The following is a 20,067-nucleotide window of genomic DNA, read 5'->3' on the forward strand; positions in this document are numbered from 1 at the left end:
AAGTCAGGAACCGCTAGGCCGACTCGTCGGCCGCGCGACGTTTCAGGGCCGTCTTGTCGATCTTGCCGATCGGCAGGAAGGGCAGGTCCGCGTCGACCCGCACCAGCTTGGGCACCTTGTAGTTGGCCAACCGCTCCCGGCACCATTGCTCCAGGTCCTGCGGCGTGACCGCCGCCTGGGGAATCACATAGGCGACGCCGACCTCGTCCCACAGCGGATCGGGGCGGCTGACCACCGCGGCCATGGCGACGGCGGGGTGAGCCTCGAGCACGGCCTCGACCTCGCGCGGATAGACGTTGTAGCCGCCGGATTTGTACATCTCCTTGATGCGCCCCACGATCCGGTAGCGGCCGTCTGGACGCAGGACGCCGAGGTCTCCGGTGCGGAAGAAGCCGTCGGGCGTCAGGACCTCGGCCGTGGCGTCGGGCCGGCCCCAGTAGCCGAGCATCAGATAGGGCGAGCGGACGAGAATCTCGCCCGGCTCGCCGGCCGGGGGCGGCGCGCCGTCCGGCCCGACGAGGCGCACCTCGGCCTCGGCGAAGGCCGAGCCGACCGAACCGGCCAGCGCCTCGCGGTCGCGGGTCGGCTCCAGCAGGGCGATGCCCAGCGCCTCGGTCATGCTGTAGTTGGTGGCCATCGGCCGGCCGAACTGCAGCAGGATGTCGACCAGATCCTGGGACATGGCCGCGCCTTCCCAGATGATCAGCTGCACGCTCGACAGGTCGAAGGCGCCGAAGTCGGGGACGGAGAGCTGGAGCTGGAAGACGCTGGGCACCGAGCCCCACAGCGTCACCTTCTCGCGGGCGATGAGCTCCAGCGAGCCGCGCGGGTCGAAGTGCTCCATGAAGATCATCGAGCCGCCGCCGACGATCACCGGCAGGGAGATGTCGGCGACGCAGCCGACGTGGTTGATCGGGAAATAGTTCAGCGAGCGGGCCGGCTCGACGTGCCAGACCTCGTCCTGGTCATGGGCGAAGCCGGACAAGGCGGCATGGCTCAGGAGGGCGCCCTTCGGCGCGCCGGTCGAGCCCGAGGTGTAGACGATGAGGCAGGGGTCCTGGCCGCCGACTCCTGCACGGGCCGCGTCGAGGCCGGCGGCGACGCCAGCGCCGGCCGCCAGAAAGGCGGCCATGTCGAGGGCGCCCGCCACCGGCGGATCGCCGGCGAACACGACGCAGGTCTCGATCGAGGGAGCGGCCTCGCGCAGGGCCGCGATGTCGGCGGCGTAGTCGCGGTCCTCCACGTGGCTGCGGGCGATCAGCACCTTGGGCCGGCTGTCGCGGACGACGTGCTCGAGCTCGGCGCGGCGGTATTTGGGATTCAGGCCGACCCAGATCGCGCCGATGGCGGCGGTGGCCAGGAAGGCGACGAGGTACTCCGGCCGCGGGGTCTGGAGGGTGGCGACCCGGTCGCCCTTGCCCACGCCGGCGGCCAGCAGGGCGGCGGCCAGGGCGTCGATCTCGGTCGACAGGCGGGCGTAGGACCACCGCTCGGCCCCCAGCACGCAGGCTTCGAGATCCGGGTCCTGCGCGGCGTGCCAGGCGACGTATTCGTCAAGACGAGTGAGGCGCGGCGCCTGCATGACGGCTGGTCCACATGGAAAGAACTAGAGGGATGAGGGCGAGGAGCGCGAGCACAGTCGGCGCGATCATCAGGAACAGCGGAATCGACCCGTGGCCGCCCCGGGTGGCGCCGATGGCCAGGCCGGTGATCGCCGGCCCGCAAGCAAGACCGAGCTTCTCGGTCGCCGTCCACGCGCCGGTGAGGACGCCCTCGGCGCCGCCTTCGCGATCGACGTAGTCGCGGATGAGGTGGGCGGCGGCGACGAACGGCAGCACCTGCAGCGCGGCCATGGGCAGCCCCGCGATGGCGAAGCCGACGATCATCAGCGGCCACGGCAAGCCAGCCAGCGCCGCCGCGCCGATCCCGACCTGGGCCGCGGCGTAGAGGATGGCGGCGAAGCACAGGACGCGGCGCTCCTCGAACCGCCGGCCGAGCCAGCCCCAGACCGGGACGGTGAAGGCGGTCGTCAGGATCGAGGCGCCAAGGGCGATCCCCACGTCGGCCTGGCTGCGGCCCAGCGCGCCGACGATCAGATAGGGACCGGCGGCCGACACCGCCCCAATGGCCGTGAGCAGGATGAGGAAGGCCAGGGTCAGGAGCCGCAGCGGGCGGTCGCCGAGCGGCAGGCGGCGCGGGTCGGAGGGGCGGGCCTTGGCCGTGGTCGCGGGCCGGGCCGGATCGTGCGGCCCGAGCATCATCAGCGGCGCGAGCATCGCAAGCCCGGCCGCCGCGCCGATCAGGAGCGACATCGTCCCGTAGCCGGGGCGGCCGCCGCCGAAGGCTTCGACCAGCATCGGGGCGACGGCGGCGCCGGCGAGGATGCCGACCATCAGCAGCGCCATGCGCGCCGAGATCAGGCGCGAGCGGGCGCCGGCGTCGCGGCCGATCTCGGCCGGCAGGGCCGTATAGGGGACGGCGAACAGCGAATAGGTGGTCGCCAGGGCGAAGTAGGCCAGGCCAATCCAGACCGCCGTCGTGGCCCCCGCCCCGGGAGGCGGATGGAACAGGGCCATGATGGCCAGGGCGACGCCGATGGCGCCGGCGGCGATGAACGGCCGCCGCCGGCCCCATCGGCTGTGGGTGCGGTCCGACCAGGCGCCGACGAAAGGATCCCAGAGGATGGCCCAGGCCTTGGGGGCGAAGACGATGGCCGTCGCCCAGGCGGCGGGCAGGCCGACGATTTCGGTGCAGTAGAACAGCAGCAGGACGCTCGGCACGGTGCTGAACACGCCGGTGCCGAACGAGCCGAAGGCGAAGCTGGCGACGGACAGCGGGCCGAGGTCGCCGCGTTCACGCCCCGCCCCCGCGACGGCCTCGCGCACGTCGAGTGTCCCTGAACGCTCGATCATCGATCGCCTCCCGACGGTCGGTTCAAGGTCCGTCGAACGCGACTTACGAACCATTTTTTTCATTGGCCAGGCGACGATCGTCTTACCTCAGGACAATCGCTGTCGCATTCGACAACCGGCAGAGCTCAGTAACGGCGCCGATAACGCGTCGCCTTTCCGAATAATTGAGGTTGAGCTCATGTTCCGGGACGTGTCAACGTGGTCCGCACCGAGGCGACAATCGGGCGAGGGAAGGTTCGGGATGAAAATCAGATCTGGGATAATCGCCGCGGCGCTGGCCGCCGGCCTTTGCAGCTCGGCGGCGGCGCAGCCGCAAGCCCCGGAGGCGCGCCTGCAGGCGGCCATCGAGGAAATCGCCCGCTCGGACAAGACCATCCCCGGCGTCATCGCCGCTGTCAGCGCACCGCGCTGGGGCCTGGAATGGCAAGGCGCGACCGGGGCCCTGGCCATCGGCAAGCCGGAGCCGGTGAAGACCACTGACGCCTTCCGCATCGCCAGCGTGACCAAGGTCTATGTGGCGGCGACCGCCATCCGGCTGATCGAGCAGGGCAAGTTCGGCATCTACGACCCGATGTCGCCGCTGATCTCCGACCAGACGCGCAAGCTGCTCAAGGACGACGGTTACGACGTCGACGCCATCACCGTGTTCCAGCTGCTGACCCACACGAGCGGCCTCTATGACAACAGCACCTCCCCGGCCTTCGCGGCGGCGGTGATGAAGGACCCGGGGCACAAGTGGACCCGTGAGGAGCAGATCGCCTTCGGCATGAAGAACGGCGAGCCGGTCGCCCCGCCGGGCCGCGACTACAACTATTCGGAGCTCTCGTACCTGGTGCTGGGCGAGATCATCGAGCGGGCGACCGGCAAGCGGCTGGCCGACGCGGTGTCCTACGAGCTGCAACTGCCGGCGCGCGGGCTGAGCTCGACCTATTGGGAAACCTACCAGCCGGCTCCGGCCGGGGAGCGGCGGGCCCACCAGTACGTCGGACCGCTCGATGCGCGCGTCATCGACGCCTCCATGGACCTGTTCGGCGGCGGCGGGCTGGTCTCGACCGTCGGCGACCTGGTGCGCTTCGTCCGGCCGCTGCTGCAGGGCGACATGTTCGACAAGAGCCCGACCCTGGCCATGGCGCTGCAGATCCCGCCGACCGCCAATGGCAAGCTCGCCCACGCGCCCCTTCTGGGAGCCAGCCGGTTCGGCAAGCGGATGTGCTGGTCGCATGGCGGGTACTGGGGCGTCTCGATGGTCTATTGCCCCGACATCGACGTGGCGATCGCCGTCGCTTGGAACCAGGCCGACGGGGCCGCCGGCTGGCGCGGCGCTTCGGTGGCCATGTCCAAGGCGATCGAAGACATCGAGCGCGCCCAGCGGACGAAGTAAGGGCTCGCGAGGCGGCGGCGGCGCCAAGCCAGGAGGTGCATTCGGCGCCCAAACGGTGCAATCTTGGCACCGATTCCAGGCTGGGCCGGGCCGCTCAGGCCCGCGTCCGGGCTTGTTTCGGGGGCTTGCGTAATGTCAGTCTTGGAGACAATCCCGTTCCGCGCCCGCGCAAGTCGGCGAGCCGCGGGCTTTTTGTGAGCGTTTTTCTCGATATGAAGCCGACGCCTCCGTGAGAGCCTCCAGAAGCGCCAAGAGCAAGAGCGCGAGCCGCCTGTCGTACGTGAATTTCCTGGAGCGGCGGTTCGAGACGGACCCGCCGCCTCAGAAGGGGCAGCGCACGCGCGAGCGCCTGAAGATCGCCACCGCCAAGGTGCTGAGCGCCAAGGGCTACCACGGCCTGCGCACCAACGACGTCACGGAGACGGCCGGCGTCGCCGAAGGCCTGTTCTACGTCTACTTCAAGGACAAGACCGAGGCGTCGGCGGCGGTGTTGGGCAGCTTCCTGGAGGACTTCGTCGGCGACCATTTCCGCCAGGCTTCGGGTTATCCGAGCGCGATCGAGGCGATCCGGGCGACCAACCGCATCTGGTTCGCCCTGTGCCGCGCCAACACCGGCCTGATGCGCTGCCTGCTGCAGCTGGGCGATGAGATCCCGGCCTTCGCATCCCTGGGCCAGACCTCCAACCACAACTGGTATGTCCGCATCGCCTCCAGCGTGACGCGGCACTATCCGGAGGGGGCGGTCGATCCCCGGACGGCGCTGCTGGCCGCCTATATGCTGGGGGCGATGATGGACGAGCTGGCCCGCAAGCTGTTCATCTATCCGCAGGCCGAGCTGCTGGCGCTGCTGCGCGAGCTCGACGCCGACGACGACGCCGTGGCGGACGCGGCGACCGTGCTGTGGGCCCGGCTGCTTTATCCCGGCCAACCGCTGCCCGAGAACCTGCCGCCGGTCGCCGATCTCCTGGCGCGGTCGCTGTCGGGCGGGGCGGCGATTCTGCCGGCCGAGCCCGCGCCGCAGGCCTGAGACCCGGCGGTGCTTGATCCGCACCGCCTGGAACCTTGAAAACGGCTACCTCAGCGATCCTGACGGGGTATTGGCTTTGTGGAACAGGTCCCACACGCGGCGCGAAAGCGGCGACGGCGACCTGACGAGAAGGAGGAAGCCGATGGGGCGCTGGGGCGTCGAGAACCCGAATATCCTGCCGCTCGCAGGCCAGGATATCCGCACGCTGCTCACCCTGCAGGTCGAGGCCCGGCCGGATGCGCCGTACCTGATCTGGGCGCCGTTCACCGGCGAGCACCGGACCTGGACCTACGCCCAGTTCGTCGAGCGGGTGAAGCGGGTGGCCGGCGGGCTGCACGCCCGCGGCGTGCGCGCCGGCGACCGGGTGCTGATCCACCTGGAGAACTGCCCCGAGACGGTGTTCGCCTGGTTCGGCTGCGGCTGGCTGGGCGCCGTCGGCGTCACGACCAACGCCCGCTCGACGGCTGACGAGCTGGCCTATTTCGCGAGCCATTCGGGCGCCGTGGCGGCGATCACCCAGCCGCGGTTCGCCAGCCTGCTGCGCGGCGCCTTCCCCGGCGCGGCATGGATCGCGGTGACCGACACCGACTGCGGCGAGCCGCCGGAGACCGCGACCGAGGCGGCGGATTCCTTCGCCCGCCTCGACGGCGACCCGGACCAGATCCCGCAGCGGGCGCCCGACCCGCTCGCCCCCTTCGCCATCCAGTACACGTCCGGCACGACGTCGCGGCCCAAGGCGGTGCTGTGGACCCACGCCAACGCCCTGTGGGGCGGCCGCACCGGGGCGAACGTGCAGGGGCTGACCGCCGCCGACCGTCACCTGGTCTCGCTGCCGCTCTATCACACCAACGCCCAGTCCTATTCGCTGCTGGCCAGCCTGTGGGCCGGGGGCGCCTGCATCGTCCAGCCGCGGTTCTCCGCCTCGCGGTTCTGGGACAACTCGGTGCGCCACGGGGCGACGTTCGCCTCGGTGGTGCCGTTCTGCACCCGCGCGCTGATGGAGCGGCCGGTCCCGCCGGACCACCGGTATCGCCTGTGGGGCAACGGCATCTGCTCGCCGCCGACCGACGCCAAGTTCGGCATCAAGACCATCGGCTGGTGGGGCATGACCGAGACCATCACCCTCGGCACCGTCGGCGACGTCCATTTCCCCAACCCCTCGATGTCGATGGGGCGGGCGGTCCCCGGCTATGAGTTCCGCGTGACCCGTGACGACGGCCAGCCGGCGCAGCTCGGCGAGACCGGCGACTTCTTCATCAAGGGGGTGCGCGGCGTGACCCTGTTCGCCGAGTACTTCAACAACCCGGAGGCCACCGCCAACGCCTTCGACGCCGACGGCTACTTCATCACCGGCGACCGGGTGACGGTGGGGCCCGGCGGCTACTTCTTCTTCGCCGACCGCGCCAAGGACATGCTGCGCGTCGGCGGCGAAAACGTCGCCGCCTCGGAAGTCGAGATGGCGATCAACACCGTGCCAGGCGTGCTGGAATCGGCGGTCGTCGGCCGGCCGCACCCGATGCTCGACGAGGTGCCGGCCGCGTTCGTCGTGCCGCTGCCGGGGGCCCCGGCGGATCTGGCCGACCGGATCATCCAGGCGACCCGCGAGAAGCTGGCGGAGTTCAAGGCGGTCCGGGAGGTCCACCTGGTCGACGCCCTGCCCCGCGGCACCCTGGAGAAGGTCAACAAGGTCGAGCTGCGTACGCGGCTGAAGGAACTGCAGCCCTGAACACCCTGGCGAGGGCGTGCAGCCGCCGGGAAACTGAGGCGATCCTCATTTTACTGGCGGATGTGGCCTAAAAGCTTCACCGTGGTCGGGGGACCTCTCCGAGGGAAGTTCGGCCCGGTTCGGTAGGTCAGACCTGCGAATACAACCAGTGGTGTCATGCGCGCACCAAGCGGGGCACGTTTTGCATCGCCTCCAGCTCCACCCTTGTGGTCAGATCGGGGCAGTTCCTGCGCCGTCTGCGCCCTACACCATCTTCGGAGATCCTATGCTGGCTCGCTCTCGCCTGACTGCCCTGTCGCTTGGCCTCCTGCTCGCCGGAGCCGCTCCCCTGTCCGCGTCGGCCCAGGCGCCGGCCGCCGCGCCCTCGACGCGGATCATCAAGATGGAGACGGACGGCTCGACCCTGCCGGCCAAGCGCGAGCTGACCACCGGCTCGATGAAGATCGTCGCCGGCACCTATGCGCCGCGCGAGAACGGCGCGGTGGTCGGCTACTCCGACGTCCATGGCAAACAGTACTCGATCGGCACGCCGCGCTCGGCGGAAGTGATCCACGTGGCCCGCGGCAGCATCGTTTCGGTGACCGCCGACGGCACCGAGCGCCTGGTGGAAAAGGGCTATATCGGCTTCATCCCGCCGGGCCTGACCAGCACCGCCAAGGATGCCGATCGCTACGTCCACCAATACATCGTCTTCCCGTTCGACGAGGCGCGTCTGAAGGATAAGCAGGTCCGAACCACCCTCGATCCGACCGCCATCCCGGAAGGCGACTTCGTGAAGGGCCCGACCGGCGGCGTCCATGAGCTGATGGACAGCGGCCGCGGCGGCAAGGTTCTGGCCTGGCGCCCGTCGGCGAGCGGCCGCGTGCAGTCGGCGCCGGACACCCGCTACGTCGCCATCAAGACCGGCTCGATCGAGTTCAAGGACGGCGACCGCACCATCCGGGCCGGCGGCGGCGACACCCTCTACATCCCGCGCGGCGCGACCTACAGCTGGACGGCGAGCGGCGCGGCGGCGATCGTCGTGGCCATCGCCCCGGCCGCGTCCTGAGTTAAAAAGGGCGGGCTTCTGCGCAAGCCCGCCCGCTTCCCTCGCGCGACCGACGTCAGCCGAGGGCCGCTTCCGGCGGCACCCAGAGGGTCAGCCATTCGGCGACCAGCGCCGGCTTCGAGGCGCCCTCGATCTCAATCCGGCAGTCGAAGGTCGCGACGACGCGACCCTTGTCGTCGACCCGCTTGCCAAGCGGCCGGAAGACGCCGCGCACGCGGCTGTCGACCATCACCGGCGAGAGCAGGCGCAGGCGGTCGAAACCGTAGTTCAGATAGAACCCCTGGCTGAGGTCGCTGACCGGCTCGTTGTTCATCGCCGAGTGCATCAGGTGGGTGAGCAGCGAGACGGTGAGGAAGCCGAAGGCGATGGTCGCCCCGAACGGTCCGCGGGCCGCCCACTCCGGATCGACGTGCATCGGATCGGGATCGAGCGTCGCCTCTCCGAACTTCGAGATCAGCGCCTGGTCGACGAGCACCCAATCGGAGACGATTTCCCCCTCTGGCGCGTCGTCCAACGGTGACTGAGCTTGTTGTTTTGACATCGTCCGAATTCTTTCACGTGAGGTCGGTGTTGGGCCGCGGGGCCGGTCTGCGGAGCGGCGTCAGAGGCCGAAGGCCACCCACTGTGGCGGGGCGTTGCGACCGCCGACGGCGACGAGGACGTACTGCTTGCCCTTGACCATGTAGGTCACCGGCGCGCCCGTTGTTCCCGAACCGGGCGGCAGGTCGAGCTCGACCAGCATGGCGCCGGTCGCCTTGTCGTAGGCGTTGAACTTGGGCGCGTAGCCGTTCTGCAGCGCCGCCAGATTGACCGCATCGCTGCTCTGGCCGGCGAAGACCAGGCTGTCGGTGACGGCGACCGCCGCGCGGGCGGGGATGCCGAGGTGCCCGAGGCCGAGGCCCTTCAGCGCCGGGTGATCGGTCGGCCCCTGACCGATCGGGGTTACCCAGCGGATGGAGCCGGAGGTCATGTCGACCGCGGTGATCCGGCCGTAAGGCGGCTTGACCAGGGGCAGGCCCTGGGGCCCGTCGACGTGGAACAGGTTCGGGGCCGGCGCGCTGGAGCCGTCGGCGTTCGGCTTGGCCGCGTAGTTGGCGACGGTCGTGATGGTGGCGCCGAAGTACACGCCGGTCTTTGGATCGAAGGCGCCGGTGTTCCAGTTGCCGCCCCCGTCGGTGCCGGGCAGCACCAGGACGCCGAGCTTGCCGCCCAGCCCCACCGTGCTCGGCGGGGCGTAGAAGACGCCGGGGTTGTACTTGCGGAAGATCTCCAGCGCCTCGGCCTTCAGGGCCGGGGTGAAGTCGATGAGGTCGCTTTCCGTGACGGTGACGCGGTCGAGCGGCGCGGGCCGGGTTGGGACCGGCTGGGTCGGCGACAGCGCCTCGCCCGGAAGGGCGGAGGCGGGGACCGGCCGCTCCTCGATCGGCCAGACCGGCTCGCCGGTGCGGCGGTCGAAGGTGAAGAGCAGCGGCATCTTTCCGGTCTGCATGACGGTCTTGATGCGCTTGCCGCCGACCTTGGCCCAGCCGAGCACCGGCGGGGCGGAGAGGTCGTAGTCCCAGACGTCGTGATGGACCAGCTGGCGATGCCAGATCTTGCGGCCGGTCCGCGCGTCGACGCAGACCAGGGTGTTGGAATAGAGGTTGTCGCCGGCGCGCCACCCTGCCAGCCCCGGAGGAGCCGGGGCGGAGAACGCGAAGTAGGCGTAGCCGAGCTCGGCGTCGTAGGCGATCGTGCCGTAGGAGCCCATGCTGCCGACCGTGCCGACCACGTCCGCCGGCCAGCTGGCGCGGGCCGGGTCGCCGACCGCCGGAACCGGCGAGAACTCCCACAACAGGGCGCCGGTGTGGACGTCGTAGGCGCGGACGCTTTCGCCGATCCCCCGCCGCGACTGGCCATAGTCGCCGTTGTCGTCCGCCGAGCCGTCGCCGCCGACAATGACCACGTCGCCGGCGATCGCCGGGCCGCCGCTGACCGAGAACCGGCCGCCGCCGGCGCGGGTCAGGCTGACGCGGCCGCCCTCCCCGAACTTCGGATCGGCCGCGCCGGTCGCCGCATCGAGGGCGTAGAGATAGGCCCCGCGGACGATGAGCACCCGCCGCGGCTTGCCCTTGCCCCAAAGCGCCAGACCGCGGCCGGCCGAGCCGGCGACCTCGCGGCGCGCCTCGCTGAACGGCCGCTGGGTCCAGATGGTCTTGCCGGTGACGGCGTCGAAGGCCTCGGCCAGGCCGACCGCGTTCGGGGCATAGGCGACGCCGCCCACGACGACGGGCGTGGAGCGGAAATACTTCGGCGCCTGGAGGTCGGGGAACTTGCGCGTCAGGTCGGCGTCGAGGCCGGAGCGCGTCCAGAGAACCTTCAGCCCCTTGACGTTGCGCGGGGTGATCCGGTTGGCCGGCGAATAGCGCGAGAAGCCGGCGTCGCCGCCATACTGCGGCCAATCGACGGTCTGAGCCGCGGCGCCGCTGGCGGCCGCCAGCAGGACCGTCGCCGCGGCCAGCGCCGGGGCCAGGCGGGAAGAGGGGCGACGCAACAACAAGCTCATGTCAGGACTCCGCGTTCAGGCCGGCGCGGCCGCAGGCGGCCCGTCCACCGGGCCGGCGCGGCGCAAGCGATGCGATACTCCACGCCCCCACAAGCGGCGTAGTTGATGCGTAGCGTCGCCGCGCGGGTTCGTCAAAGAATTGAGTCTGACCTCAGAATTATTGCGGCGCCGCCACCTCCTCACACCCCCGCTTCGCGCGGCGCAGATTCTCAGGCTAAATCCGCCGGTCGCACGGCCGGGACAGCAGCCGCCGGCGGCGGGGGGCGTCATGGGAATTGAAATCTGGGCCGTCGCGATCCTGATCGCGATCTTCGCGGTGGCGGCGACGACCAGCGTCAACATGGGCGTTCTCGGCTTCGCCGGCGCCTTCATCCTCGGGGTGCTGATCTCGGGCCAGACGCCGAAGGACATCCTGGCCGGGTTCCCCGCCGACCTGTTCCTGACCCTGGTCGGCATCACCTACCTCTTCGCCATCGCCCAGAAGAACGGGTCCATCGACCGGCTGGTGAACGGCGCCGCCGCCCTCACCGGCCACAGCCGCGCGGTCATCCCCTGGTTGGTGTTCGCGGTGGGCGCCCTGCTGACCGGCTTCGGAGCTCTGGGCCCGGCGGCGGTGGCGATCCTCGCGCCCCTGGCGCTGCGGTTCGCGCGGCAGTTCGGACTGTCGCCGCTGATGCTCGGCCTGATGACCATCCACGGCGCCCAGGCAGGCGCCTTCTCGCCGATCAGCGTCTATGGCGTCATCACCAACGAGGTGGTCGAGAACGCCGGCCTGACGGCGCAGCCGGCGCTGATCTTCCTGGCCAGCATGGTGATCAACCTTGCGGTCGCGGCCGGCATCTTCCTGGTGCTGATGCGCCGCGGCCCGGCGGCGGCGGATGCGGCCGTCGCGCCGCCGACCGAGCCGCTGAGTTTCGAGCAGATGGCCACCCTCGCCGCGCTGGCGGGGTTCGCGGCCAGCGTCACCCTGTTCGAGGTCAACGTCGGCTTCGCGGCGGTGTTCGTGATCACCGCCCTGGCGATCGTCGCGCCCAAGAGCCAAGCCGGGGCGATCAATGGCGTCAGCTGGTCGACCGTGCTGCTGATCTGCGGCGTGATCACCTATGTCGCCCTGCTGGAGAAGCTGGGCGTCGTCGACTGGATCGCCGGCGGCGTGGCGACCATCGGAATCGCCGCGCTCGCCGCCCTGCTGCTCTGCTATCTGGCCGGCGTGGTCTCGGCCTTCGCCTCGTCGACGGCGCTGCTTGGCGTGGTCATCCCGCTGGCCCTGCCGCTGGTCGGGCAAGGGCACCTGAACGCCATCGGCCTGGTGGCGGCGCTGGCGGTCTCGACCACCATCGTCGACACCTCGCCGTTCTCGACCAACGGCGCCCTGGTGGTCGCCAACGCCGAGCCGGACGAGCGCGAGGCGCTGCTGCGCAAGCTGCTGATCTACACCGCCGGCGTCGCGGCTCTGGGGCCGCTGCTGGCCTGGGCCGTGCTGGTGCTGCCCTTCTAGCGGGCCGCCTTGGCGTCGTAGGCGACCTTGCCGTCGACGATCGTCAGGTCGACCGGAAGCTCGCGCAGCGTCTTCGGGTCGGCCTTGGTCGGATCGGCCCGGAACACCGCGAAATCGGCGAGTTTGCCCACTGCGATCGACCCGCGGTCCTGCTCCAGGAAGTTGGCCTCGGCCGACCAGCGGGTGAACATCCGCAGGCCGTCCATGACGCTTACCGCCTCCTCCGGCTGGACCACCTGGCCGTATTTGGTGGTCCGGGCTACCGCTCGCTCGATTGAGAACAGCGGATTGCTGTTCTCGCGCTGGGACCCGGTCATGTCGGGCGCGCCGGGCGGGTGGAAGCCGAGGTCGAGAAGCGTCTTCATCGGGAAGAACTTCATGTCCGGCTCCTTCACGTTGACGTCGGTCAGGCGCCAGAGGAAGGCGACCGTGGTCGACGGGATGACGCCGTCGGCCTTCATGCGCGCCAGCCTGCGGGAGGTCCGCGCCGGATCCTGGACCAGGAAGTTGGCGAAGTGCTCGATGCGGTGGCGGGCGTCCGGGCGCGGGGTTGCGGCCTGCGCCGCCTCGACCGCCGTCAGCACCTCGTCCTGGGCGCGGTCGCCGTTGGCGTGGACCCAGACCTGCCAGCCGCCCGCATGGGCGCGCTTGACGATCGACTGCAGCTCCGCCGGCTCCAGGTTGAGGCCGCCGCGGTTGTCGGGGACCCAGGTCGTGCCCGAGCCCTTCCAGAACGGCTTGTAGACCGCCGCCGTCGTCCCCCAGACGCCGTCGGCGAAGACCTTGATCGAGCCCAGCCGCAGCCAGTCGTCGCCGAACCCGGTGCGCAGGCCGGTGGACATGACGGCGTCCGCCTCCGGACCGCGGGCGATGTAGCTGACGTTGACCCGCACCGGCAGCCGGCCCTCGTCGCGCAGGTCCTGGTACTGGCGGATGGCCGCCGAGCCGGAGAGGTCGGCGATGGTGGTCACTCCGTAGCGGAGGAAGTATCTGGCCATGACGTCGCGCAGCGCCGCCTTGGAGGTTTCGTAGTCGAGGGTCTCCTCCGGCAGCTGGACATCGGTGTCGCGCAGGATCATTGGCTCGCCGTCGGCGGTGCGCTCGATGCGGCCCATGCCGCCGGGGTCGGGGGTCGCGGCGCTGAGCCCGAGTGCGAGCGCGGCGCGATGGTTGATCAGGAAGTCGTGCAGGCTCCAGATCAGCAGCACCGGCGTGTCCGGGAACGCTGCGTCGAGCTGGGCCCGGGTCGGCATTTTCTGATTGAAGGTGCCCTGGCCGATCACCCACTTGCCGCGGCCGACCTTGGCTTCGTGGCCTTTCAGCGCCGTCATGATCTCGTCGATCGACTTGAGCGGCGGCAGGGCGATCGGCACGCGGAAGCGATCGGCGGTGGCCAGGGACAGCAGGTGCGAGTGGGAATCGATCAGGCCCGGCGTGACCGTGCGGCCGTTCAGCTCGACGACCTGGGTGCCCGGTCCCACCCAGGGGCCGATGTCGGCGTCGCTGCCGACGGCGACGATGCGGTTCGCCTGGACCGCCACGGCGCTGGCGACCCGCTCGCCGTCGTCGAAGGTGAGGATGCGCCCGCCGCGCAGAACGAGGCTGGCCTGTTCGGCCGCCTGCGCCGCAGAGCCCGCCAGCAGGGCGAGCGCCGAAACTCCGATTGCGACCCGTTTCATCGCGTGTCCTCCCGGACGCTGAGCCTAGCGCGGCCCAGCGCCGTGGGGAGGTGAGATTTGCGCTGCGCCGGCTCCGTCTTCGTCACCAGACGGACGGCGCCGGCGTCTCTCAGCCGCGGCGGCGGATAGCCTCGCGGACGCCTTCGACGAAGGAGGCCTGCAGGGCGTAATCGTCGGCCGAGCCGGAGGTGGTCCAGGCGCTCTGCTGAACGATGATCAGTTCCTGTTCGGGCACCACGTAGAGCGACTGGCCCATGATCCCAATGCCCTGGTAGACGCCGCCCTGGCGGACCCACCACTGATAGCCGTAGTCGAGGCCGGGATAGGAGGTGCCGACGCGCTTGGTCGTCGCCTCCTGCAGGAAGCCCTTGGGCAGCACTTCCTTGCCGCCGGCGACGCCGCCGTTGAGGATGAACAGGCCGAAGCGGCCGTAGTCGCGCAGGGTGGCGCTGAAGCAGATCCCGCCGGTCTCCATGCCCTCGTCGGAGACCATCCAGACGCCGTCCTGCTCCATGCCGAACGGCTTCCAGATCTTCTCGGACAGGTAGTCGGACAACGACTTGCCCGTCGCCCGCTGGACCGCCGCGCCGAGCAGGTTCGAGTCGGCGGTGGAGTAGTGGTAGTGGGCGCCGGCCGCGTGTTCGCGCGGCATGTTGGACATCAGCTGGAAGAAGCTGGGACCCGTCCCGGTGGTGAAGCGGCTGAAATCGGAGGACGGGTCGCCGTAGTCCTCGGTGAACCGCACGCCCGAGGTCATGGTGGCCAGGTGGCGCAGGGTGACGCCTTCGAAGGCGCCGCCCTTCAGTTCCGGCACATAGCGCGACACCGGATCGTCGAGACTCTTGATCGCGCCGTCACGGATCGCCGCGCCCAGCAGGGTCGAGGTCACCGACTTGGCGATCGAAAACGAGGTCCACCGGTCGTTCGGACCGCGGCCATGGGCGTAGCGCTCCAGGACGATCCGCCCCTTGTGGATCACCAGCAGGCCCGACGCCCGCGAGATGTCCTGGAAGTCCTCGAGGGTGTAGGGCCGCGACTTGTGGCTGAAGCTGACCTTCAGCGGATTGGCGTCGACCGGCAGCGGATGGACCTTGTCCCCCGCCTTGATGACGTGGGTCGGGAAGACCGTCTCCATCGCCTTGTAGTAGCGCAGCTGCTCGGACGGTCCCCAGAAGTTCAGCCGCCCCTTCGCGGGGGCCTCGGCCCGGGTGTCGGCCTGGCCGGGCGGCGGTCCGTTCTGGGCCGACGCCGGCAGACCGGCCAGGCTGAGGGCCGCGACGAGGGCCGCGACACCCGCACGATGGAGAAGCTGAAACTTCATCACTGACTCTTCGACCCTCAATAACGGACGGTGAAATCGACGCCGATGAACCGCGGATCGCCGAAGACGCTGCGGCTGTTCAGCGGCGTGGCGGCGAACGCTCGCCGGATCGCGGCGCTGTTCCACGTCATCTTGTTGAACATGTTCTCGACGTAGGCGGTGACCCCGTACTTGCCGTCAGCGGTGGTGTAGCTGAGGCGCGCGTTGGCGAGAGTATAGCCCGGCACGAGATAGACCAGCGCGTTGTCGGCCCGCAGCTTGCTGCGATAGCTGATGTCGCCCTGGAGCTTCAGGTCGCCTGGCGCGCCGACCGGCAGGGTCACCGTCGCCCCGGCCGAGCCGCTCCACATCGGCGCGCGGTTGAGCGGCATGCCGACCTGGGAGAGGTTGTCCGGGAAGCTCTTGATCTTGGTGTCGTTGTAGGCGGTGTTCGAGAACAGCTCGAGGCCCTCGAACGGGATCGCCCGGATCTCGAGTTCGCCGCCGCGGCCCCGCGCCCGGCCGACGTTCTCGACCGTCACCGAGACGCCCCGGGTGACGTTCACCTGCAGGTCCTCGTAGGTGTACTGATAGAGGGCGAGGTTGGTGCTCAGGCGGCCCTGCATGAACCGGCCCTTGAGGCCGAATTCGTAGCTGTTGCTGTTCTCCGGGTCGTAGACGTTGGGCACGCCGCCGGCGGCCGCCACGTCGCGGCCGAAGTAGTACTGGAACGGGGCCGGGGTGACGGTCTTGAAGCTGTCGATCCCGCCGGCCTTCCAGCCCTGGTTGAACGACAGGTAGGTGGTCACCGCATCCGACAGGTCATAGCTGACCGAGGCGCGGAACGAGACGTCCTCCCAGGTGTCCTTGCTGGTCACCGGCCGGCTCGTCCAGTAGCCCCAGTTGTAATAGGCGCCTGCGAACGCCTTGCCGGCGTTTTGCGGCAGCACTGCCGGGTTCGGGATGTCGTGGGTGTAGCGCTTGGTGTCGCTGTTGAAGCGAACCCCGCCGGTCACCCGCAGGGCGGGCGTGATCTCGTACGTCGCGTCGGCGAACACCGAGTAGCCGTGGAACTTGCCGTCGTAGTTGCCGAGTTCGAAGAAGGCGGCGCTGTAGTCGTTCGGCGCGAGGCCGGTGGGATAGGCGCCGGTGAAGGCCAGCGTGCTGTTGACCCAGTTGTGGACGTAGCCGCTGAGATCCTCGCTGAACCACGAGCCGCCGAACGAGGCGCTGACCGGGCCCTGTTCGAAGACGAAGATCAGGTCCTGGCCGATCAGCCGGTCCTTGGTGCCCTGGGTGTAGGGGCCGCCGACGATCTCGGGCCGGGCGTCATAGTCGAGGACGAAGTAGTTATCGACCTGGCGGACGCTGCTGGTCAGGGTCGCCGACAGGGCGTCGTTGAAGTCGTACTCGACCTTGGCCATGCCCTCGTAGATGTCGAAGTCGGCCGGCGCGTCGCGGCCGCCGAACGAATGGGTCACGCGGAACTTCGGCTGGTCGACGGTCTGGACCGGGAAGGCGTTGTCGCGCCGGCGCTCGACCGTGCCCTTGAGGGTCAGCCGCAAGGCGTCGCCGCGATAGGCCAGGGTCGCGCGGGCCGCCTTGACGTTGACGCCGCCGAGGCCGCCGCGGCCGTTCAGGTCCTTGTAGACCTGGTCGCGGTTCTCGGAGTTGACCGCCAGGCGCAGGGCGAGGTTCTCGGACAGCGGCAGGTTGACCGCGCCACGCGCCGTGATGCGGTTGTAGTTGCCGACCCCGACCATGGCGTCGGCGGCGAAGCCGTCGAAGGTGGGCTGACGCGTGATGATGCTGATGGCGCCGGCGATCGAGGACCGGCCGAACAGGGTCGCCTGCGGGCCCTTGATCACCTCGATGCGGTCGATGTCGAAGGCCGAGTTGGTCTGCATCCCGGTGCCGCCGCGGCCCTGGTAGACGCCGTCCACGAAGAGCGCGATCGAAGGGTCGTCGGCGAAGCCGTACTGGTTGTTCGAAATGCCGCGCATCGACGAGTAGCGGATGTAGCCGTAGTTCGGCGCCGCCACGAAGCCGGGGGCGACCTTGGCGATGTCGGCAAAGGTGGCGATGTGCTCCGCGGCCAGCTTCTCCCCGGTCACGGCGGAGATCGCGAGGGGGACCTCCTGCAGGGTCTGGCTGCGGTTCTGGGCGGTGACCACCACCTCTTCGATGCCCACTTCGCTCGTCTGAGCCGAAGCGGAGCCGGCAATGAGCGCAAGACCCGACACGCCAATGAGCAACGACCTGAGATTCAGGCTGGTAAGTTGAGCGCCCACGCTCCCCCCTTCATGTTATCCCGCGATGTCTTATCGCGGCGCGCGATATGCTGGGCAGTGGCGGGGGGGCGGTCAAGCAACCGGGGACTACGACCAAAGTCGAATAGCCATGGGCTTAAAGCTGTGTCGGGGCCGCGATCTGTTCAGCCGACCGCGCCCTGGTCGCGCAGCGCCTGGATGCTTGCGTCGTCCAGGTCGAGGACATCGCGAAGGACGTCGTCGGTGTGTTCGCCAAGCGTCGGCGGGGGATGGTTGTACTCCGGCGAGCCTTCCGAGAACCGCACCGGATTGGCGACGCTGGGCACGCGGCCAAGCCTGGCGTGCGGGATCCAGCGCTCCATCTCGCGCTGTTTCACCTGCGGATCGGCGAAAACCTCGGCGATGTCGTTGACCGGCCCGGCGGGCACTCCGGCCTCGTTCAGCCGATCGATCCAGTGGGCGGCGGGCTGGGTTTCGAACACCGCCTGCAATTGGTCGCACAGTTCGTGCTTGTTCTCGGCCCGGCGGCGGTTGGTGGCGAACCGGGGATCGGCGGCGAGGTCGAGCCCCAGGACCTGGCACAGGCGGGCGAACTGCCCGTCGTTGCCGACGGCGATGTTGAGGCGTCCGTCGCGGCTGCGGAACGAGCGGTAGGGCACGATGTTCGGATGCGCGTTGCCGGTCCGGCGCGGCGCCTTGCCGGTCACCAGGTAGTTCATGGCCTGGTTGGCGAGGGTCGCGACCTGCACGTCGAGCAAGGCGACGTCGATGTGGCGCCCACGGCCGGTGACGCCGCGGCCGACCAGGGCGGCCATTACCGCATTGGTCGCGTAGAGCCCGGTCATGATGTCGGTCAGGGCGACCCCGGCCTTGTAGGGCTCGCTGCCCGGCTCGTCTTCCGCCGGGCCGGTGATGCTCATCAGCCCGCCCATGCCCTGGAGGATGAAATCGTAGCCGGGGCGGTCGGCATAGGGCCCCGTCTGGCCGAAGCCGGTGATTGAGCAGTAGACCAGCCGCGGATTAACCGCCGCCAGGCTCGCATAGTCGAGACCATACTTGTTCAGACCGCCGACCTTGAAGTTCTCGATCAGCACATCGCTGCGAGCGGCCAGTTCGCGCACCAGGCGCTGGCCTTCAGGCTGCGTGAAGTCGATGGCGATGCCGCGCTTGCCGCGGTTGGCGCAAAGGTAATAGGCCGACGCGTGCGCCGGCTCCGGGCCGTCGCCCTCGAAGAACGGCGGACCCCAGCCGCGGGTGTCGTCCCCCTCGCCCGGCCGCTCGACCTTGATCACCTCGGCGCCGAAGTCGGCCAGCATCTGGCCGCACCAGGGCCCCGCCAGGACACGGCTAATATCCAGGACGCGGATCCCTTCCAGCGGCTTGCTCATCTCAACTCCCGACCTCGACAGAGCGCCAACTGACCATAACCGACGCGGCGGCGCGAGCCCCGACGCGGACGGCGGGACGGGCTAGATGGCGGCCTTGCTTATTACCAAGCAGCCGTTAGAATTTTCGTCGCGCGCCGCACCCTCCGGCGCCCAAGCCACTCCAGCAAGGACCTCGTTTTTCCCCCATGGCCCTCGGTTCCGACACTCGCCAGCAGTTCATCGACGTCGTCCGGCGGTTCGTCACCGAACGGCTGCGGCCGCTCGAGGCGCAGATCGCCGAGCAGGACTCCATTCCCGAGGCGATCATCGACGAGATGAAGGAGCTCGGCTTCTTCGGGCTGAGCATTCCCGAGGAATACGGCGGCCTCGGCCTGTCCATGGAGGACGAGGTCATGATCGCCTTCGAGCTGGGCCGCACCTCGCCGGCCTTCCGCTCGTCGTTCGGCACCAACGTCGGGATCGGCAGCCAGGCCCTGGTGATGTTCGGCACGCCCGAGCAGAAGGCCAAGTGGCTGCCGGGCATCGCGTCGGGCGAGATCATCACCTCCTTCGCGCTGACGGAACCTGAGGCCGGGTCCGACAGCGCCGCGGTCCAGACCTCGGCCCGGCGCGAGGGCGACGTCTATGTCGTCAACGGCACGAAACGGTTCATCACCAACGCCGGCCGCGCCTCGCTGTTCACGGTGATGGCGCGCACCTCGGACGACAAGGCCGGCGGGGTCACGACCCTGCTTATTCCGAAGGACCTGCCCGGCGTCAGCGTCGGCCCGGCCGAGAAGAAGATGGGCCAGCAGGGCGCCCACATCCACGACGTCTTCTTCGACAACGTTCGGGTGCCGGTCGAGAACCGGATCGGCGAGGAGGGCGGCGGCCACAAGGTGGCGATGCGCGTTCTCGACCGCGGACGGCTGCACATCTCCTCGATCTGCGTCGGGGTGGCCGAGCGCTTGATCGCCGACTGCGTGGCCTTCGCCAGCGAACGGCGCCAGTTCGGCAAGCCGATCGCCAGCTTCCAGCTGATCCAGGCGATGATCGCCGACTCCAAGACCGAGAGCCTGGCGGCCCGCGCCCTGGTGCTGGACGTCGCGCGCCAGCTCGACGAGGGCGCCAGCATCCTGCTGGAGGCGGCGGCCGCCAAGCTGTTCGCCTCGGAGATGGTCGGCCGTGTCGCCGACCGCGCGGTGCAGATCTTCGGCGGCTCGGGCTATGTCGCCGACCACGGGATCGAGCGGTTCTACCGCGACGTCCGCATCTTCCGGATCTACGAGGGCACCAGCCAGATCCAGCAGGTGA

14 protein-coding genes are annotated in these 20,067 nt (G+C 69.5%); 6 read left to right on the top strand and 8 right to left on the bottom strand.

The genetic code is table 11. The features are described from left to right. Positions 1 to 13: 13 nt before the first annotated feature. Both ACILRF_RS00240 and ACILRF_RS00245 read right to left on the bottom strand, forming a co-directional pair. Positions 14 to 1,582 carry a class I adenylate-forming enzyme family protein gene (locus ACILRF_RS00240; protein WP_395670248.1) on the bottom strand — a complete coding sequence of 523 codons (1,569 nt, stop codon included), beginning with the start codon at positions 1,580 to 1,582 and terminating at the stop codon, positions 14 to 16. Beyond that, a complete protein-coding gene (locus ACILRF_RS00245) occupies positions 1,554 to 2,912 on the bottom strand; it encodes an MFS transporter (protein ID WP_395670249.1) in 1,359 nt (452 codons plus the stop codon). The genes ACILRF_RS00240 and ACILRF_RS00245 overlap by 29 nt, the downstream gene beginning before the upstream one ends. 241 nt (positions 2,913 to 3,153) lie before the next feature. Here ACILRF_RS00245 and ACILRF_RS00250 point away from each other — a divergent pair, with 241 nt between their 5' ends. The 4 genes from ACILRF_RS00250 (at position 3,154) to ACILRF_RS00265 (ending at position 8,094) form a co-directional block, all read left to right on the top strand. Continuing rightward, the gene (locus tag ACILRF_RS00250) at positions 3,154 to 4,293 is read left to right on the top strand and encodes a serine hydrolase domain-containing protein (protein WP_395670250.1); all 1,140 of its coding nucleotides are present in this window, start codon (positions 3,154 to 3,156) and stop codon (positions 4,291 to 4,293) included. 229 nt (positions 4,294 to 4,522) lie between these two features. After that, positions 4,523 to 5,320, top strand: coding sequence for a TetR/AcrR family transcriptional regulator (locus tag ACILRF_RS00255; protein WP_395670251.1), 798 nt, complete (start codon positions 4,523 to 4,525; stop codon positions 5,318 to 5,320). 142 nt (positions 5,321 to 5,462) lie between these two features. Continuing rightward, positions 5,463 to 7,046 carry an AMP-binding protein gene (locus tag ACILRF_RS00260; RefSeq protein WP_395670252.1) on the top strand — a complete coding sequence of 528 codons (1,584 nt, stop codon included), beginning with the start codon at positions 5,463 to 5,465 and terminating at the stop codon, positions 7,044 to 7,046. A 265-nt stretch (positions 7,047 to 7,311) separates the two neighbouring features. Next, positions 7,312 to 8,094: a hypothetical protein gene (locus ACILRF_RS00265; protein WP_395670253.1), complete on the top strand. Its 783-nt coding sequence runs from the start codon at positions 7,312 to 7,314 to the stop codon at positions 8,092 to 8,094. Positions 8,095 to 8,149: 55 nt separating this feature from the next. Here the strand turns inward: ACILRF_RS00265 and ACILRF_RS00270 are convergent, their stop codons facing one another. Both ACILRF_RS00270 and ACILRF_RS00275 read right to left on the bottom strand, forming a co-directional pair. After that, positions 8,150 to 8,608 (bottom strand): MaoC family dehydratase, encoded by a 459-nt coding sequence (locus ACILRF_RS00270; RefSeq protein ID WP_395670254.1) that lies wholly within the window; start codon positions 8,606 to 8,608, stop codon positions 8,150 to 8,152. Between the two features lie 87 nt (positions 8,609 to 8,695). After that, positions 8,696 to 10,639 carry a PQQ-binding-like beta-propeller repeat protein gene (locus ACILRF_RS00275; protein ID WP_395670255.1) on the bottom strand — a complete coding sequence of 648 codons (1,944 nt, stop codon included), beginning with the start codon at positions 10,637 to 10,639 and terminating at the stop codon, positions 8,696 to 8,698. Between the two features lie 268 nt (positions 10,640 to 10,907). Between ACILRF_RS00275 and ACILRF_RS00280 the strand changes: the two genes are divergently transcribed. Then, complete coding sequence (locus ACILRF_RS00280) at positions 10,908 to 12,137, top strand: SLC13 family permease (RefSeq protein WP_395670256.1); 1,230 nt, start codon at positions 10,908 to 10,910, stop codon at positions 12,135 to 12,137. Here the strand turns inward: ACILRF_RS00280 and ACILRF_RS00285 are convergent. The 4 genes from ACILRF_RS00285 to ACILRF_RS00300 all read right to left on the bottom strand — a co-directional run bounded on the left by ACILRF_RS00285 (position 12,134) and on the right by ACILRF_RS00300 (position 18,774). Continuing rightward, on the bottom strand, positions 12,134 to 13,816 hold the full coding sequence (locus tag ACILRF_RS00285) for an amidohydrolase (RefSeq protein ID WP_395670257.1): 1,683 nt from the start codon (positions 13,814 to 13,816) through the stop codon (positions 12,134 to 12,136). The two genes, ACILRF_RS00280 and ACILRF_RS00285, sit on opposite strands and share 4 nt — an antisense overlap. A gap of 109 nt (positions 13,817 to 13,925) precedes the next feature. Continuing rightward, on the bottom strand, positions 13,926 to 15,137 hold the full coding sequence (locus ACILRF_RS00290; RefSeq protein ID WP_395670258.1) for a serine hydrolase domain-containing protein: 1,212 nt from the start codon (positions 15,135 to 15,137) through the stop codon (positions 13,926 to 13,928). Between the two features lie 17 nt (positions 15,138 to 15,154). Continuing rightward, positions 15,155 to 17,308 carry a TonB-dependent receptor gene (locus tag ACILRF_RS00295; RefSeq protein ID WP_395670259.1) on the bottom strand — a complete coding sequence of 718 codons (2,154 nt, stop codon included), beginning with the start codon at positions 17,306 to 17,308 and terminating at the stop codon, positions 15,155 to 15,157. 242 nt (positions 17,309 to 17,550) lie between these two features. Continuing rightward, positions 17,551 to 18,774: a CaiB/BaiF CoA transferase family protein gene (locus tag ACILRF_RS00300; RefSeq protein WP_395670260.1), complete on the bottom strand. Its 1,224-nt coding sequence runs from the start codon at positions 18,772 to 18,774 to the stop codon at positions 17,551 to 17,553. 185 nt (positions 18,775 to 18,959) lie between these two features. Here ACILRF_RS00300 and ACILRF_RS00305 point away from each other — a divergent pair. After that, positions 18,960 to 20,067 (top strand): acyl-CoA dehydrogenase family protein (locus tag ACILRF_RS00305; protein ID WP_395670261.1); only part of this gene is annotated, 1,108 nt, incomplete at its 3' end.

Origin of the sequence: Phenylobacterium sp. (assembly GCF_044236515.1) — a bacterium.
Taxonomy (GTDB): domain Bacteria; phylum Pseudomonadota; class Alphaproteobacteria; order Caulobacterales; family Caulobacteraceae; genus Phenylobacterium.

Excerpts from the sequence above, each read along its gene's own strand:
- ACILRF_RS00250 (WP_395670250.1), top strand. The coding sequence starts at position 3,154 with ATGAAAATCAGATCTGGGATAATCGCCGCGGCGCTGGCCGCCGGCCTT.
- ACILRF_RS00290 (WP_395670258.1), bottom strand. The coding sequence starts at position 15,137 with ATGAAGTTTCAGCTTCTCCATCGTGCGGGTGTCGCGGCCCTCGTCGCG.
- ACILRF_RS00300 (WP_395670260.1), bottom strand. The coding sequence starts at position 18,774 with ATGAGCAAGCCGCTGGAAGGGATCCGCGTCCTGGATATTAGCCGTGTC.
- ACILRF_RS00260 (WP_395670252.1), top strand. The coding sequence starts at position 5,463 with ATGGGGCGCTGGGGCGTCGAGAACCCGAATATCCTGCCGCTCGCAGGC.
- ACILRF_RS00245 (WP_395670249.1), bottom strand. The coding sequence starts at position 2,912 with ATGATCGAGCGTTCAGGGACACTCGACGTGCGCGAGGCCGTCGCGGGG.
- ACILRF_RS00275 (WP_395670255.1), bottom strand. The coding sequence starts at position 10,639 with ATGAGCTTGTTGTTGCGTCGCCCCTCTTCCCGCCTGGCCCCGGCGCTG.
- ACILRF_RS00265 (WP_395670253.1), top strand. The coding sequence starts at position 7,312 with ATGCTGGCTCGCTCTCGCCTGACTGCCCTGTCGCTTGGCCTCCTGCTC.
- ACILRF_RS00240 (WP_395670248.1), bottom strand. The coding sequence starts at position 1,582 with ATGCAGGCGCCGCGCCTCACTCGTCTTGACGAATACGTCGCCTGGCAC.
- ACILRF_RS00285 (WP_395670257.1), bottom strand. The coding sequence starts at position 13,816 with ATGAAACGGGTCGCAATCGGAGTTTCGGCGCTCGCCCTGCTGGCGGGC.
- ACILRF_RS00280 (WP_395670256.1), top strand. The coding sequence starts at position 10,908 with ATGGGAATTGAAATCTGGGCCGTCGCGATCCTGATCGCGATCTTCGCG.